Below are 15795 nucleotides of genomic sequence, written 5' to 3'. Positions count from 1 at the left end.
CTCCGCCCCCGGGGTCCAGGGGGGGGAGCCCTGCCACGCGGCGGGCCGGGGTGCCACGCTCTCGCGCGGCGCCCCGGCCCGTTCACGGCACCCGATGACTACTTCTTGCGGCGGCGGCCCTTCTGCGCCTTGCGCCGCTCCGCACGCGTCAGCCCGTCGGCCTCCGACCGGGGCGGCGGGGGCGTCTCGCCGTTGGGGAAGTCGCCCTCCACGACGCCGCCCTCTCCGTCCACCGTCGGGGCGGAGAAGTGCAGCCGGTCCGGCCGCTGCGGGGCCTCCAGGCCCTTGGCGCGGATCTCGGGGCGGGCCGAGGAGCCCGCGGACGGCGCGCCCGCCGGCACCGCGTCCTGCACGTCCTTCTCGAGGACGACCTGCTCCTCCGGCGCCTCGACCGGGACCTCCTCGACCTGCTGCTCGACCTGGACCTCCAGGTTGAACAGATAGCCGACGGACTCCTCCTTGATGCCCTCCATCATGGCCTGGAACATGTCGAAGCCCTCGCGCTGGTACTCGACCAGCGGGTCCTTCTGGGCCATCGCGCGCAGCCCGATGCCCTCCTGGAGGTAGTCCATCTCGTAGAGGTGCTCGCGCCACTTGCGGTCCAGCACGGAGAGCACGACCCGCCGCTCCAGCTCACGCATGATCTCGGAGCCCAGCTGCTCCTCGCGCGCCTCGTACTGCTGGTGGATGTCGTCCTTGATGGACTCCTCGATGAACTCGGCGGTGATCCCGGCGCGGTCGCCGGCCTCCTCCTCCAGCTCCTCGATGGTCACGCTGACCGGGTAGAGCTGCTTGAAGGCGTTCCACAGCCGGTCCAGGTCCCACTCCTCGGCGAAGCCCTCGACCGTCTCCGCCCGCACATAGGCTTCGATGGTGTCGTCCATGAAGTGGCCGACCTGGTCCTGAAGGTCCTCGCCCTCCAGGACGCGGCGGCGCTCGCCGTAGATGACCTCACGCTGGCGGTTGAGGACCTCGTCGTACTTCAGGACATTCTTACGGGTCTCGAAGTTCTGCTGCTCGACCTGCGACTGCGCGGAGGCGATGGCCCGCGTGACCATCTTGTTCTCGATCGGGACGTCGTCCGGGACGTTCGCCATCGCCATGACGCGCTCGACCATCTGGGCCTTGAACAGCCGCATCAGATCGTCGCCGAGCGAGAGGTAGAAGCGGGACTCGCCGGGGTCGCCCTGACGGCCGGAGCGGCCGCGCAGCTGGTTGTCGATCCGGCGCGACTCATGGCGCTCGGTGCCCAGCACATACAGCCCGCCGAGCTCCTTGACCTCCTCGAACTCGGCCTTGACCGCGGCCTCGGCCTTCTCCAGGGCGGCGGGCAGCGCGGCGGCCCACTCCTCGGAGTGCTCCACCGGGTCCAGACCGCGCTGGCGCAGCTCGGCCTCGGCGAGGTCGTCGGGGTTGCCGCCGAGCTTGATGTCGGTGCCGCGGCCCGCCATGTTGGTCGCGACGGTCACGGCGCCCTTACGGCCGGCCTGGGCGACGATCGTCGCCTCCCGGTCGTGCTGCTTGGCGTTGAGCACCTCATGCGGCACCCCGCGCTTGGCGAGCTGCTGGGAGAGGTACTCGGACTTCTCCACGGAGGTCGTGCCGACCAGGACCGGCTGGCCCTTCGTGTGCTTCTCGACGATGTCCTCGACCACCGCGTCGAACTTCGCGACCTCGGTGCGGTAGATCAGGTCGGACTGGTCGAGCCGGGCGAGGGGGCGGTGGGTCGGGATCGGGACCACACCGAGCTTGTAGATCTGGTGGAACTCGGCGGCCTCGGTCATCGCCGTACCGGTCATGCCGGAGAGCTTGTCGTAGAGGCGGAAGAAGTTCTGGAGGGTGATCGTGGCGAGCGTCTGGTTCTCGTCCTTGATCTCCACCCCTTCCTTCGCCTCGATGGCCTGGTGCATGCCCTCGTTGTAGCGGCGGCCCGCGAGGATACGGCCGGTGTGCTCGTCGACGATCATGACTTCGCCGTCCATGACGACGTAGTCCTTGTCCTTCTTGAAGAGCTCCTTGGCCTTGATCGCGTTGTTGAGGTAGCCGACCAGCGGGGTGTTGACCGACTCGTAGAGGTTGTCGATCCCCAGCCAGTCCTCGACCTTGGTGACCCCGGACTCATGGATGCCGACGGTCCGCTTCTTCTCGTCGACCTCGTAGTCCCCGGTCTCCTCCTGGCCCTTCTGCGGCTCGGCGGCCTGGCCCCGGCTGAGCCGGGTGACCAGCTTGGCGAAGTCGCCGTACCACTTGGTGGCCTGGTCGGCCGGGCCGGAGATGATCAGCGGCGTACGGGCCTCGTCCACCAGGATCGAGTCGACCTCGTCGACGATCGCGTAGTTGTGGCCGCGCTGCACCAGCTCGTCCTTCGACCACGCCATGTTGTCGCGCAGATAGTCGAAGCCGAACTCGTTGTTGGTGCCGTAGGTGATGTCGCACGCGTACTGCTCACGGCGCTGCGCCGGGGTCATGTTGGCGAGGATGCAGCCGACCTCCAGGCCGAGGAACCGGTGCACCCGGCCCATCCACTCGGAGTCGCGCTCGGCCAGGTAGTCGTTGACCGTGATCAGGTGGACACCCTTGCCCGACAGCGCGTTCAGATACGCCGGGAGGGTGCCGACCAGGGTCTTGCCCTCACCGGTCTTCATCTCGGCGACATACCCGAGGTGCAGCGCCGCGCCGCCCATCAGCTGGACGTCGTAGTGACGCTGGCCGAGCACCCGCTTGGCCGCCTCGCGCACCGTGGCGAACGCTTCGGGCATCAGGTCGTCGAGGCTCTCACCGTCGTCGTACCGCTGCTTGTACTCGTCGGTGAGGGCGCGCAGCTCGGCGTCGGAGAGGGACAGGAAGTCCTCTTCGATGGAATTGACCTGGTCCGCGATGCGGTGCAGCTTGCGCAGGATCTTTCCTTCGCCTGCACGCATGAGCTTGTTGAGGACGGACACGTAGGCTGGCTCCTTGCCGGTCGGGCCTGGCACGGTCGGGGTGCGCTGGCGCGGCATTGTCAAGGGGCGCAGGCCCCGCCGCAACGGCCATCGTAAGACAGACCCCGGCACGCCGGGAGGTCCGTCACCACGAGGACCGGATGTCACCTCACCGTGTCAACGCCCGAGAGGCCCCCCAGGTGCCCTCCAATTCACCGAAACCGCTCGCGGTGAGTGACGACGGCGGCGCAGACTCGGGTCGCATGGAGCCTGTCACCCTCACCACCGAGCGCCTGGTCCTGCGCCCCTTCCGCCCCTCCGACACGGACGCGGTCTTCGCCGCTTGTCAGGATCCGGACATCCAGCGATGGACCAGCGTGCCCTCCCCGTACGAACGCGCGCACGCGGAGGACTTCACCCGCCGGATCTGCCCGGAGAACTGGCGTGACGACGTGACCTACGACTTCGCGGTGGTCACCAAGAGTGACGGCGCCCTCGTCGGTGCCATGAGCCTGGTCCGGCTGGCCCATCTGCGCTCCCCCGAGCACCAGGCCGAGCTGGGCTACTGGACGGCGCGCGAGCACCGGCGGCACGGCTACACGGGTGAGGCGGCGCGGGCCGTGATCGAGTGGGCGTTCACCCGGCTCGGGGTGGAGCGCCTGGAGTGGTGCAGCGAGGCCGGGAACGAGGGCTCGCGGGCGGTCGCCCTCGGCGTGGGCTTCCGGATGGAGGGGACGGACCGCGCCCGGATCGTCCACCAGGGGACCCGGCGGGACGCCTGGCGGGGCGCGCTGCTGCCCTCCGACTGGGGGCTGCCCTCGACGACGCCGTATCTGCCCGCCAAGGAGTCCGAGGCGGTCAACGCGCCCCGGCGGGAGTCGGAGGCGTCCGGCCCGTCCGGCCGGGCGTCCACGGCGCCGTCAGCGGGCTGAGGGCGGCGTCGGGGAGCTGAGGGCGGCGTCGAGGGGTCTGAGGATCGGCCGTCCCAGGGCCATCCGGCGGCACGGGCGGCGTTGTCAGGGGGTGCCACTACGGTGGCGCGCATGACGAACGCCGCCACCGGGTCCGCCGTGGACCGCACACCCGAGGCCACCCTCTCCGCCGACGAGGCGCGCCGGATCGCGCTGCGCGCCCAGGGGCTGCTGGGCGCCCCCGACCGGCGCGGCGGGGTGCGGGGCGTGCTGCGCCACCTGGGCGCCGTGCAACTGGACACGATCTCGGTGCTGGCCCGCTCCCATGAGCTGATTCCGTACGCACGGCTGGGCGCGGTCGGCCGTAAGACGGTCGAGTCGGCGTACTGGACCGGCACCCACGCCTTCGAGTACTGGTCGCATGCCGCCTGCGTGCTGCCGATCGAGGAGTGGCCGCACTTCGCCTTCCGCCGCCGCGCCTACCGCGACCGCCCGCACTGGAACCACGAGCTGCCGGACGGGGTGTACGAGACGGTGGTCAAGCAGCTGCGCGCGGAGGGCCCGCTGACCGCGACGGAGCTGGGCGGGGCCAAGAACGGCGGGCCGTGGTGGGACTGGTCGGCCGCGAAGATCGCGGTCGAGCGGGCGCTGATGTTCGGCGAGGTGGTGTGCGTCGAGCGGCGCGGCTGGAAGCGGGTGTACGACCTGGCGGAGCGCGCCGTGCCGGACGACCTGCTCCATGACGACCTGGACGACCTGGAGTGTCTGCGTCGGCTGGTCCGGCTGGCCGGACAGTCCCTGGGCGTGGGCACGCGGGCGGACATCGCCGACTACCACCGGCTCAAGGGCGAGCAGGTGGAGGCGGTGATCGCGGACTCGGGGCTGGTGCCGGTGGCGGTCGAGGGCTGGGACAAACCGGCCTGGGCGGACCCCGAGGCGCTGGCCACCCCGCCGCGCGGGCGGCACCGCACCACCCTGCTGTCGCCCTTCGACTCGCTGATATGGGACCGGGCGCGCACCGAGCGGATCTTCGGCTTCACCCATCGGCTGGAGGCGTATGTGCCCAGGCCCAAGCGGATCCACGGCTACTTCGCCATGCCGCTGCTGTCGGGCGGGCGGCTGCTGGGCCGGGTCGATCCGGCCCGGGAGGGGACGACCCTGGTCGCCCGGCAGGTGTCCCTGGAGTCGCCGAAGGCCGTGGCCCCCATGGCGCGGGCGCTGCGGGAGGCGGCCGAATGGGTGGGCTGTGACTCCGTACGGGTCGAGCGCGTCGACCGCCCGGAGCTCGCCGCACCGCTCGCGGCGGCGGTCTCGGCGGCGGTCGCCTGACCCGTTCTCGGCTCACCCGGGGCTTCGGCCCCGGGCCCCGAGCTTCGGCCCGGGCTCTGGGCTTCGGGCTCCGGGCTCCGGGCTCCGGGCGAGGCGAAACCCTCACCTGATCTCGAGGATCTTCTCCCGCATCGCGTACACCACGGCCTCCATCCTGGAGTGCAGCTGCAATTTCTCCAGAATGTTGCGCACGTGGTTCTTCACGGTGTTCTCGCTGATGAACAGCTCCTTGGCGATATCCCGGTTGTTCATTCCGGTCGCCACCAGCTTGAGCACCTCCAGCTCCCGGTCGGTGAGCCGGGGCGCGGGCACCAGCCGCCGCTCGTCGGTGCGCTGGATCATCGACTTGAACTCGGTCAGCAGCTTGGCCGCCATCGACGGGCTGATCTGCGACTGGCCGTCCGCCACCGCCCGGATGGCGGTCGAAACCTCGTCGGTCGAGATCTCCTTCAGCAGATAGCCCGTGGCCCCTGCCTTGATCGCGTCGTAGAGATCGGCTTCCTCATCGCTGATCGTCAGCATGATGATCTTGGCGCTGGGTGCCACCTCCTTGATGGCGGTGCATGCCTCGATCCCCCCGCGCTTGGGCATCCGCACATCCATCAGGACGATGTCCGGCAGCAGATCCGCCGCCTTGTCCACGGCCTCGGCCCCGTCCCCCGCCTCGCCGACGACCTGGATGTCCTCCTCCTGCGCCAGGACGATCTCCAATCCACGCCGGAAGAGCGCGTGGTCGTCCACGACGAGGACCCGAATCGGCTCCTTGCGCGGCTCACCGCGCGGCTCGCCCCCGTCCGGACCGACGCCATGGTCCTCACCGGCGTCGGACACGGGCCCGAAGCTGTCCGCCATCGTTCCTCCCCCTGAAGGCCATGGCCCTTGCGGTCCGCACCTTGGGTGCACTCGGTCTGGCGTCAACCGGTGCTTTCGGTACACCGGTTGGCCGCCCGGCCATGATTTCATGCCCGGACGGCGGAATGGTCCCGCCGTGGTCGCACGGAGGTGCCCCGGGGGGCGCGCAGGCGCTCCGGGGCACCACTCACATGTCAGGCTGGATTCGGCTGAATTTCTCGGTCAGCCACCGAGTGCGCCGCCGGCGCCGCCGGGTGCCTCTCCGACGAACGCTTCCGGCTGAAGATGAATCACCCCGTAGTCATAGCCATGCCGCCGGTAGACGACGCTGGGCTGATTGGTGTCGGAGTCGACGAACAGATAGAAGTCGTGCCCGACCAGCTCCATCTCGTAGAGAGCCTGGTCGAGCGTCATGGGAGCCGCGGCGTGAGTCTTCTCCCGGACCACCAGGGGGCCCTCGCCCTGGATTTCCAGGGGGCCCATCCGGGTGGTGGGGACGGTCTCCGTCGTGCGCTGGGGGGCGATCTCGCCGTGCCCGTTGATGCGCGCCGCGTTGGGCACGGTGATGGCCACGTCGCTGGCCGGAATGCGACCGTTGCCACGGCGCGTATGGCGCTTGTCGTGCTGCTTGCGCATCCGTGCCTCCAGCTTGCTGGCGGCCAGGTCCAGCGCTGCGTACGGATCGGCCGCGGCGGCCTCCGCCCGGATCACCGGGCCCCGCGAGCGGAGCGTGATCTCCACTCGGTCGGCGCGGTCGGACTGCCGCGGGTTGTGCTCCTTGGACACCTCGACGTCGAGGCTGATCACCTTGCCGTCGAGCTTCTGGATCTTATCCAGCTTCAGCTTCTCGGCCACGTGCTTCCGGAACCGCTCGGGCACCTCAGTTTTACGGCCCTTGACGACGATGTCCACGCAGAACTCCGTTCCCGGGTAGCTCCAGTCAGTATCGGAGCGTCATCCCTTGTGCACTTGGCTCCGGCGTCTTCCGGAGCCACCGGCTTGGCGCTTTCAGCTCCTCCTTCCCACGGAGAGGATCTCAATCCCGTTTGTTCCAAGCCTCACCAGAATGCAGGCAAAACACGCCAAGCGGATGAGTGAGTCATAGCACCCGCCATTCCTCACAACCGAACATAGCTCGACCGGTCGGAAGTCGGCACCCCCTACCGGCCCGTACCTCCGATCAGGTGCTTTGCTGTGCTTATCACCTGCAACGACGCGGCTTCGTCATCAGTTCCGGTTGGTAGGCGTCAGGGGTGCGGCGACCACGGCAGCGCCGATGACCAGCCCTCCGGCCGCCGTCACCGCGCGCGCCGCCTCCGCGAGCGAGGCCCCTGTGGTCATCAGATCGTCCACCAGCACTACCGGGCCCGTCGCCAGCAGCCGGCCGCTGCCGGGGACCGCCCCCAGCGCACCGGTCACATTCGCCCGCCGCTGTCGCGCGTCCAGCCCCGACTGGTCGGTCACCCGGCGCCGCTGGCACAGCACGGCCGGGACTCTCGCCGGGCGCCCGTCGACGCGCAGCACGCCCGCCGCGGCGAGCGCGATCCGCCGGGCCGGGTCATGCCCCCGGGCGCCCACCGAGCGCCGGGCCGACGGCACCGGCACCAGCAGCAGCGGCGCTCCGCGAGGTCTCGCCCCCGGTCCGACACCGGGTCTCGCACCCGGTCTGGCCTCCTGTCTCGTCCCCGGTCTCGCCCCGCATACCGCGCCCGATCCCACGGCCGCCCTCCCTCGGGGCCCCGCACCGGGCTCGCCGCCGGAGCAGGCCGCCCGCACGGCTCTCGCCAGCGCCTCGCCCAGCGGCCGCGCCAGCCGGAGCGCTCCCCGCTCCTTGTGCGCGAGCAGCACGGCCCGCGCCTCGTCCACGTAATCCACCGCCGCATGGACCACCGGCAACCCCGGCGGCACCGGGCTCGGCTCCACCCGGCGCACCCCGGTCCCCCGCAGCGCTCCACGACAACGGTCACACAACGTGCCTCCCGGCCGACCGCATCCGGCACAGTCGGCCGGCAGCACCAGATCGGAGATCTCCTGCCACCAGCCCCGCATGAACACCACTGTCCCGGTGGTCAGGCCACCGCGCCACCCCTTGTGGACAACCGCGCACATGTGGACAACCGGCCACCCCCGATCGGTGTCCTGACCTAAGAGCCCGAGGCAACCAGGGCAGACCCAACCAGCGCAGACCTGGCCGGGGCAGACCTAGCCGGGGTAGACCGGCGCCGAGCCGTCCTGGTCCACGGTCTTCCAATCGGTGTTCGGCAGCAGCCGCACGATGCCGTTCTCCCTGGTCTCGGCGATCAGCGGCCTGGTCTGGTCCTCCGAGGCGCCGATCGACTGCACACCGTTCGGCCCCGGCACCTCCGGGACGTTCGCCGGGGAGCCGTCCGACTCCACGTACTGGAGCTGCTGCACCCCGTCCGACTCCCGGCCCGCGACCACCAGCCGGCTGTTCCCCGCCCAGGAGAAGGTGTCCACGTCCTCCAGCTTCGGCGCGACCGCCCGCAGGGCCCCCACCGACAAGTGGGGGGCGTCCGCGGTGCCCCGCCGCTCGATCCGGCCGAGCCGCAGCGTGGTGTGGCCGGACCGCTTGACCAGCATCGCGATCCTGGAGCCGTCCGCGGATACCCGCAGCGCCGTGATCCGGCCACCGTCCAGCTTCGGCAGCCGCACCTCGTCCGCCGGTCCGGTGCCGCCCCGCAGCCGCAGCAGCCTCGGCTGCCGCGGGTCCCGGTCGGCCACCCACAGACCGCCCAGCCCGTCCCAGCTGGGCGCCGTCAGACCGTGCTCCACGCTGCCGCCCCGGCTGCGCACCCGCACCTTGCCGCGCTCGGCGCCGGACGCCAGCTCGGTCACATACAGCGCCTGGCCGTCGGCGGTGACCCCGGCCGCGTCCCGCTCGTCGCGGGAGACCGCCACCGAGCCCAGACCCGCGTCATCGGCGCCGAACGGCCCCGGAACGGGCTGTGGCCGGTCCTCGTCGTCGGACAGCCGGACCATCCGGCGCTGGGAGTCCACGAAATACTGGTGGCGCGGATGGCCCTCGACCCCGGCCGGGGCGTAGGCACGCGCCGCGTCACTGGAGAGGGCACACAGCTCCGAACCGTTCTGCCGCTCCAGCCGCACCCCGCTGACCTGGGACGATCCCTCGCCCAGATCCTGGACCGTGAACAGCGTCTGCGCCGCCATCCGGGCGCAGCGCGCCGCGCTGATCCGCGCGGCGCGGTCGTTCAGCCGGATCTTCAGCGCGTTCGAGTCGTCCAGTGACAGCCGCTCGTCCCGGCGGCCGAGCGCCGCACCCCGCGGGAAGGAGCTGCTGACCACCGGCTCCAGCCACCCCGTCGGACCGTCCAGCAGCGCCTTGACGGTCGCGGTCACCGGGTCGATACGGCGCCGCACATAGACCGGATCGGCCACCAGCACGTTGTCCCCGGCCTTCGACTCCTCGGCGTCCGGGCCGAGATCGGCGAAGTAGTACTTGTTGACCGAGCGGTAGATGCGCTGGAAGTCGGACTCGCCGAGGATCAGCCCCCGCGGCGGCCCGTCGATCCGCCACTCCGAACCGCTCAGGGTGAGATGGATGCGCTCCTCGTACGGCTGCTCATCGGGCTTGTAGGCGTGGGTCTCGTCCACGACGGCGATCCGCTTGCCCGACAGCACGACCGTCTTACCGTTGCCGTCCCGGTCGCCCGGGTCCGTCTCCACCCGCACATCAGGCGCCTGCTCCAGCACAGTGGTGGCCGCGAACGGCTGCCACCGCTTGACCGCGCTCTTGGTCAGGTACTCCTTCGCCGTGCCGAAGTTCTCCTCGTCGCTCGTCGTGGCCTCCAGGAAGCCGGAGACCAGCTCCGCGGGCTGCTCGCCCTTGCCCGGGCTCACCCCGTACACCCGCACCTGCGAATCCACGTCGGAGCGCGGTGAGGAGTCCACCCGCCGCACATCGCCGCTGTCGGGCATCGAGGCGCAGCCGGACAGCAGCAGGGCGCCACAGGCCAGCAGCACGGGCGCGCTCAGGCCCCGGCCGCCCGGGCGGCGCCCACGGCGGCGGAAACGGCGACGGTCGGCACGGTCAGCGCCCACGAGGGCGGCCCTCCCCTTCGTTCGATGGCGTCGGCCGGGCGGCCGGCTCCTGGCCGCCCCTCGGCCCGTCGGACGGCGCCTCCGGGGTGCCACGCACCACCCGGGCCCCATTGCCCGGCAGGGCCGTCGGATCGGCGGACGGCGCCGCGGTGTCGGCGGGCAGCGCGGACCGCGGCTGCGCGGGCACCGCCGCCAGCCGCTCCGCCGCGGGCTCCGGGGCCGCGGTGTCGACCGGACGGCGGTTGCGCCGGGAGTCCTCGGGTTCCAGGGGGATCGGCGAGCCGCGCAGCACATCGCCCGCGGTGCGCGGCAGCGTCAGCCGGAACTGCGAACCGCCGCCGGGCTCGCCCCACGCCTGGAGCCAGCCACCGTGCAGCCGCGCGTCCTCCACCGCGATCGACAGGCCCAGGCCGGTGCCGCCGGTGGTGCGCGCACGGGCCGGATCGGCCCGCCAGAAGCGGTTGAACACCCGCGTCGCCTCGCCGGGCTTGAGCCCGACGCCGTAGTCCCGCACCGCGACGGCCACCGCGCCGCCCGCCGTCGCGAGCCGCACGACCACATCGCGGCCCTCGCCGTGCTCCACGGCGTTGACCACCAGATTGCGCAGCACCCGCTCGACGCGACGGGGGTCCGCCTCGGCGATCACCGGCGCCTCGGCGCCCCGCACCAGGATCCGGGTGGCCTTGGCCTCGGCGAGCGGCTCGGCCCCGTCCACCACCCGGTGCACCACATCGCGCAGATCGATCGGCTCGGCCTCCAGCGCGGCCGCGCCCGCGTCGAACCGGCTGATCTCCAGCAGATCGCTGAGCAGCGACTCGAAGCGGTCGACCTGGCCCCACAGCAGCTCGGCCGAGCGCGCGGTGACCGGATCGAAGTCCTCACGCGCCTCATGGATGACGTCCGCCGCCATCCTTACGGTCGTCAGCGGGGTGCGCAGCTCATGCGAGACATCGGAGACGAAGCGGCGCTGCATCCGGGAGAGCTCCTCCAGCTGCTGGATCTTGAGCTGGAGGTTCTGCGCCATCTTGTTGAACGACTCCCCCAGTCGGGCGATGTCGTCCTCTCCGGTGACCTTCATCCGCTCCTGGAGCAGCCCGGCCGCCAGCCGCTCGGAGATCCCCGCCGCCATCCTTACGGGCGTCACGACCTGCCGGACCACCACCCAGGCGATGGCCCCGAGCAGCACCACCACGAACACCCCGGCCGTGGCCAGGGTGCCCTTGACCAGGCTCAGGGACTTCTCCTCCTGGGTGAACGGGAAGAGGTAGTAGAGCTGGTAGGCGTCGCCGTTGTTGTCATCCAGGCGCTTGCCGATGATCAGCGCGGGCTCGGAGTCCCCGGAGCCCGCGTGCACGATCTTCCCGTAGCGCTCGTACGGCGCGGTCCGGCCCTCGTCCACCCGACGGCGCAGATCGGCGGGCACGCTGTCCGGCTGAACATCGCCGGAGGCCCGCGGCCCCCGACTGGCCACATAGGGCGTCTCACCGGAGTCGGAGCTGAGCGCCACCACCGAGTACGCGCCCTTGCCGCCGCTGGCGAGCTGCTCCACCAGCGCGTTCAGCCAGGCACCGGAGTCCTGGGCACCGGCCCCGGCCCCGTCCTGGCCACGGTTGTCGCTCTTGCGGTCGGCCATCTGCTCGGCCACCTCGAAGCCGCCGACGGCCTGGCCCTGCGCCGCATGGCGCTTGGCATCCAGCAGACCGTTGCGCACCTGCCCGATGACCACCAGGCCCAGCAGCAGCACCACACCGAGCGACATCAGCAGCGTGGTGGCGACCACCCGCAGCTGGATGTTCCGCCGCCACAGCCGGGCAGCGGGCAGCAGCGGACGGCGCACCCACCGGCCGAACAGCCGGATCACCGGGTGGGCCGGCCCTCCGGACGCCCCGTCGGGCAGCAGATGCCCGCCGCTCCACAACCGGCGCAGCAGCGGTATCTCACCCGCCGGGTCGGGCCGCCCGATCCGGGCACCCTCCGGAGCCCCGCCGCCCGGTCCACCGGGCTGCGGCGCCGTACCACCCGTCATCTCAGCTGGGCCCGGCCTTGTAGCCGACACCGCGCACGGTCACGACGATCTCCGGCCGCTCCGGGTCCTTCTCGACCTTCGACCGCAGTCGCTGCACATGCACATTCACCAGCCGGGTGTCGGCGGCATGCCGATAGCCCCACACCTGCTCCAGCAGCACCTCACGGGTGAACACCTGCCACGGCTTACGGGCCAGCGCCACCAGAAGATCGAACTCCAGCGGCGTCAGCGCTATCGACTGGCCGTCCCGCTTCACCGAGTGCCCCGCCACGTCGATCACCAGATCGCCGATGGCCAGCTGCTCCGGCGCCGGCTCCTCCGAACGCCTCAGCCGGGCCCGGATCCGGGCCACCAGTTCCTTCGGCTTGAACGGTTTGACGATGTAGTCATCCGCCCCGGACTCGAGCCCGACCACCACATCGACCGTGTCGCTCTTGGCCGTGAGCATGACGATCGGCACCCCGGACTCGGCCCGGATCAGCCGGCAGACCTCGATGCCGTCCCGTCCGGGCAACATCAGATCGAGCAGCACCAGATCGGGCTTGGTCTCACGGAAGGCGGCAAGAGCCTTGTCGCCGTCCGACACGAACGACGGTTCAAAGCCTTCGCCGCGCAGCACGATGCCGAGCATCTCTGCCAGTGCGGTGTCGTCGTCGACGACAAGGACGCGTCCCTTCATATCGACATCATCCCATTACCCGATCGTGACCTGGCCCACAGCTCGGCGATACCGTCCGCGGTGACCGGGGAAATGACGCCGTCCTCGGTGACGATCGCCGTCACCAACTCCGGTGGTGTGACGTCGAAGGCCGGATTGTGGGCCTGTGTGCCCAGCGGGGCGACCGGTATTCCGGTGCCCGCCTCCTGACCGGCGATGGGAACATACGGAATTGTGATGTCTGTCACTTCATGTCCAGGGCGCTGTTCGACCTCGATCGCGGCTCCGTCGGGGGTGGCCGGGTCCACCGTGGTGGTCGGGGCGACCACCACGAACGGCACATGGTGGTAGCGGGCCAGCACCGCGAGCGGATAGCTGCCCACCTTGTTGGCCACCGAGCCGTCCGCGGCGATCCGGTCCGCGCCGATCAGCACCGCGTCCACCTCACCGGCCGCGAAGAGTGAGCCCGCCGCGTTGTCGGCGAGCAGCGTGTACGCCATACCGGCGCGCGCCGCCTCGTACGCCGTCAACCGCGCCCCCTGGAGCAGGGGCCGGGTCTCGTCCACCCAGAGCCGCCGAAGCTGCCCCGCCCGGTGCACCGCCTTGACCACGGCGAGGGCGGTCCCCTCGCCCCCGGAGACCAGGGCGCCGGTGTTGCAGTGGGTGAGGATCCGATGACCCCCGGCAGGCAGCAGCTCCTCGAGGAGCGCCTGACCATGGGCCGCCATGCGTTCGCTGGCCTCGGCATCCTCCCGGTGCAGGGCGCGGGCCTCGGCGAGGGCTGCCGCAGCGGCCTGGGCGTCGTCCGCGTCGTCCCGGACCGCGGCGTGGTACGCGGCGACGGCCCGTCGGACGCCATAGGCGAGATTGACGGCCGTGGGACGGGCATGGGCGAGCGACTCGGCGGCCTCGTCCACATCGAAGCCGCGGGCCGCGGCGAGCGCGATCCCGTATGCCCCGGCGAGGCCGAGCAGCGGGGCGCCGCGCACGGCGAGGGAGCGGATCGCCTCCACCAGCGCCGGCACATCGGTGCACACCAGATCGACCTCTTCGGCGGGCAGCCGGGTCTGGTCGAGAAGTACCAGTACGGGCCCCTCCGGGGGCTCCTCCCAGCGCAGCGCCAGAGCGGTGGGCGGTATGGAGCCTTCCGGGGACACCGGATGCTGATCAGCCATCCGCCCAGTTTGCCCTGTGCGCCACCGACTATTGAAGTGCCGGACCGCCCCCAGTGACCGGTACGGGGCGGAACGCACCGTGGCACGATGGCTGACATCCGCCCGCCGCGGACGCCGCGGCCGGTCAACGAACAACTTACGGAGCGACGATGAATGACTCTCCGGGCTGGGCCCCGCCCGGATCGTCCCCTTCCGACGAACCGGACCACGGCGCTCAGCAGCAGGGCGAGCCCGCCGACCAACCCGCCCCGGAGCAGCGAGCATGGGGCGAACAGTGGGCCCGCCGCCAGCCGCCGCCCCGCAGTTGGGCCGCGACGGGAGACCGCACGCCACCGCCGGTGCCGCCCGCTCCCGCCCCCGGCGGATGGAGCACCGGCCGGCGTCAGACGCCTGCTCCCCGCCCCGGTGTCATTCCGCTGCGGCCGCTGGGCGTCAGCGAGATCCTGGACGGCGCGGTGGCCATCATGCGCGCCCACTGGCGCACGGTCCTCGGCATCTCGCTGATCGTCTCGATCGTCACCCAAGGTCTGATGACGGCCGCCACGGGACTGTGGTTCAACGGCGGCCGAGGGAACGAGAGCGATGTCCTCGACGATCCGGACGCCACCGTCGGCCAGGCGCTGCGCGCCGTCGGCGACACGCTCGGGGACAGCGGAGTCACCCTGCTGCTCGGCGTCCTCGGAACGATCGTCACCACCGCCCTGCTGACCGTGGTCGCCGCACGGGCGGTGCTGGGCCGGAACGTGTCCGCCAGGGAGGCATGGGCCGGTGCCCGGCCGCATCTGCTTCAGCTGTGCGGGCTGCTCCTGCTGATCCCCGCCATCGCCGCGGCCGTCATCGCCGCCGGTATGACGCCGGGTCTGCTGCTGGCCGTCGCGGGCGTGCCGAGCGAGGGTGCCGCGCTGGCCTCTCTGGGCGGGCTCGCCGCGGCATGCGTCGCCGCCTGGCTCTGGGTCCGCTTCAGCCTCGCCGCTCCCGCGCTGATGCTGGAGAAGCAGGGGGTCATCAAGGCCCTGCGACGCTCCTTCAAGCTGGTGCGCGGCTCGTGGGGCCGCGTCTTCGGCATCCAACTGCTGGCCGTCGTCCTGGTCTTCATCGTCGGTGCCATCGTCGAGATCCCCACCAGCCTGGTCGCCATGGTGATCGGCGGGGACAACGCCTTGGACTGGCTGTCCGGCGGATCCGTCTCCGTCGGCTGGACCTTCCTGATCGTGGTCGGCGTCGGCGGTGTGATCAGCTCGGCCATCACCTTCCCGATCAGCGCGGGTGTGACGGCCCTCCTTTACATGGACCAGCGCATCCGGCGCGAGGCCCTCGACCTCGAGCTCGCCCGCGCCGCGGGGATGCCGGGAGTCTCGACAGAAGGTCATGGCGAGGACCAGCCGACCGTCGGCTCCACGTCCTGGAACTGACGGCATCACAACAGGCGGGGACGAACGGGGCGTCACCCTACGCCCCTTCACCGCACAGCTCGTCATGCTCACAGGCCATCACCTCCCGCTCCGCCCGCTCGGCGCATACGTCTGCTGTCTCTTGGGCCTCTTGACTGGTGGTCAACGGACCGCCTGACTGGCCCTCACTGACTACTCTGCGTGACCTCGACCACGCCACGCCAGAGCGCTGATGCCTTTTCACTCGATCCGGTGGAACATCCGATCGAGTGGGAACGCAAAAATGCCTCGGTCCCGAGCACTATGTACTCGGGACCGAGGCTAAAAATCGTTCGGCGGCGTCCTACTCTCCCACAGGGTCCCCCCTGCAGTACCATCGGCGCTGAAAGGCTTAGCTTCCGGGTTCGGAATGTAACCGGGCGTTTCCCTAACGCTATGACCACCGAAACACT

General features: G+C 71.0%; 11 protein-coding genes and 1 rRNA gene. 3 read left to right on the top strand and 9 right to left on the bottom strand.

Annotated elements, in window-relative coordinates:
• Positions 1–98: 98 nt before the first annotated feature.
• A complete protein-coding gene (secA, locus tag ACZ6TD_RS28520) occupies positions 99–2942 on the bottom strand; it encodes a preprotein translocase subunit SecA (protein ID WP_471342708.1) in 2844 nt (947 codons plus the stop codon).
• Between the two features lie 242 nt (positions 2943–3184).
• Here secA and ACZ6TD_RS28515 point away from each other — a divergent pair, with 242 nt between their 5' ends.
• Positions 3185–3853 (top strand): GNAT family N-acetyltransferase, encoded by a 669-nt coding sequence (locus ACZ6TD_RS28515; protein WP_471342706.1) that lies wholly within the window; start codon positions 3185–3187, stop codon positions 3851–3853.
• Between the two features lie 111 nt (positions 3854–3964).
• On the top strand, positions 3965–5161 hold the full coding sequence (locus ACZ6TD_RS28510) for a winged helix-turn-helix domain-containing protein (protein WP_471342703.1): 1197 nt from the start codon (positions 3965–3967) through the stop codon (positions 5159–5161).
• Between the two features lie 102 nt (positions 5162–5263).
• Here ACZ6TD_RS28510 and ACZ6TD_RS28505 read toward each other — a convergent pair whose 3' ends face one another.
• The 7 genes from ACZ6TD_RS28505 to mtnA form a co-directional block, all read right to left on the bottom strand.
• Positions 5264–6013, bottom strand: a complete 750-nt coding sequence (locus ACZ6TD_RS28505) for a response regulator (protein ID WP_014061176.1) — start codon at positions 6011–6013, stop codon at positions 5264–5266.
• A 222-nt stretch (positions 6014–6235) separates the two neighbouring features.
• Positions 6236–6925 carry a ribosome hibernation-promoting factor, HPF/YfiA family gene (gene hpf, locus ACZ6TD_RS28500; protein WP_470010335.1) on the bottom strand — a complete coding sequence of 230 codons (690 nt, stop codon included), beginning with the start codon at positions 6923–6925 and terminating at the stop codon, positions 6236–6238.
• Positions 6926–7240: 315 nt separating this feature from the next.
• On the bottom strand, positions 7241–8062 hold the full coding sequence (locus tag ACZ6TD_RS28495; protein ID WP_471358117.1) for a ComF family protein: 822 nt from the start codon (positions 8060–8062) through the stop codon (positions 7241–7243).
• Between the two features lie 153 nt (positions 8063–8215).
• A complete protein-coding gene (locus ACZ6TD_RS28490; protein ID WP_471342699.1) occupies positions 8216–10093 on the bottom strand; it encodes an LpqB family beta-propeller domain-containing protein in 1878 nt (625 codons plus the stop codon).
• Positions 10083–12119: an MtrAB system histidine kinase MtrB gene (mtrB, locus tag ACZ6TD_RS28485; RefSeq protein WP_471342696.1), complete on the bottom strand. Its 2037-nt coding sequence runs from the start codon at positions 12117–12119 to the stop codon at positions 10083–10085. Before mtrB ends, ACZ6TD_RS28490 begins: the two co-directional genes overlap by 11 nt.
• Position 12120: 1 nt before the next feature.
• Positions 12121–12798, bottom strand: a complete 678-nt coding sequence (gene mtrA, locus ACZ6TD_RS28480) for a two-component system response regulator MtrA (protein ID WP_014061181.1) — start codon at positions 12796–12798, stop codon at positions 12121–12123.
• The gene (mtnA, locus tag ACZ6TD_RS28475) at positions 12795–13952 is read right to left on the bottom strand and encodes an S-methyl-5-thioribose-1-phosphate isomerase (RefSeq protein ID WP_471342694.1); all 1158 of its coding nucleotides are present in this window, start codon (positions 13950–13952) and stop codon (positions 12795–12797) included. The genes mtrA and mtnA overlap by 4 nt, the downstream gene beginning before the upstream one ends.
• Before the next feature lie 149 nt (positions 13953–14101).
• Here mtnA and ACZ6TD_RS28470 point away from each other — a divergent pair, with 149 nt between their 5' ends.
• Positions 14102–15364: a DUF7544 domain-containing protein gene (locus tag ACZ6TD_RS28470; protein WP_471342691.1), complete on the top strand. Its 1263-nt coding sequence runs from the start codon at positions 14102–14104 to the stop codon at positions 15362–15364.
• A 309-nt stretch (positions 15365–15673) separates the two neighbouring features.
• Here the strand turns inward: ACZ6TD_RS28470 and rrf are convergent.
• Positions 15674–15790 (bottom strand): 5S ribosomal RNA (gene rrf, locus ACZ6TD_RS28465).
• Positions 15791–15795: the final 5 nt, after the last annotated feature.

It is taken from the genome of Streptomyces yongxingensis, from assembly GCF_055597465.1.
Note: the sequence above shows the minus strand (reverse complement) of the source record. Positions and strands in the feature narration are given on the sequence as shown.

Excerpts from the sequence above, each read along its gene's own strand:
- ACZ6TD_RS28515 (WP_471342706.1), top strand. The coding sequence starts at position 3,185 with ATGGAGCCTGTCACCCTCACCACCGAGCGCCTGGTCCTGCGCCCCTTC.
- ACZ6TD_RS28510 (WP_471342703.1), top strand. The coding sequence starts at position 3,965 with ATGACGAACGCCGCCACCGGGTCCGCCGTGGACCGCACACCCGAGGCC.
- ACZ6TD_RS28505 (WP_014061176.1), bottom strand. The coding sequence starts at position 6,013 with ATGGCGGACAGCTTCGGGCCCGTGTCCGACGCCGGTGAGGACCATGGC.
- ACZ6TD_RS28495 (WP_471358117.1), bottom strand. The coding sequence starts at position 8,062 with ATGCGGGGCTGGTGGCAGGAGATCTCCGATCTGGTGCTGCCGGCCGAC.
- mtrB (WP_471342696.1), bottom strand. The coding sequence starts at position 12,119 with ATGACGGGTGGTACGGCGCCGCAGCCCGGTGGACCGGGCGGCGGGGCT.
- mtrA (WP_014061181.1), bottom strand. The coding sequence starts at position 12,798 with ATGAAGGGACGCGTCCTTGTCGTCGACGACGACACCGCACTGGCAGAG.
- mtnA (WP_471342694.1), bottom strand. The coding sequence starts at position 13,952 with ATGGCTGATCAGCATCCGGTGTCCCCGGAAGGCTCCATACCGCCCACC.
- ACZ6TD_RS28470 (WP_471342691.1), top strand. The coding sequence starts at position 14,102 with ATGAATGACTCTCCGGGCTGGGCCCCGCCCGGATCGTCCCCTTCCGAC.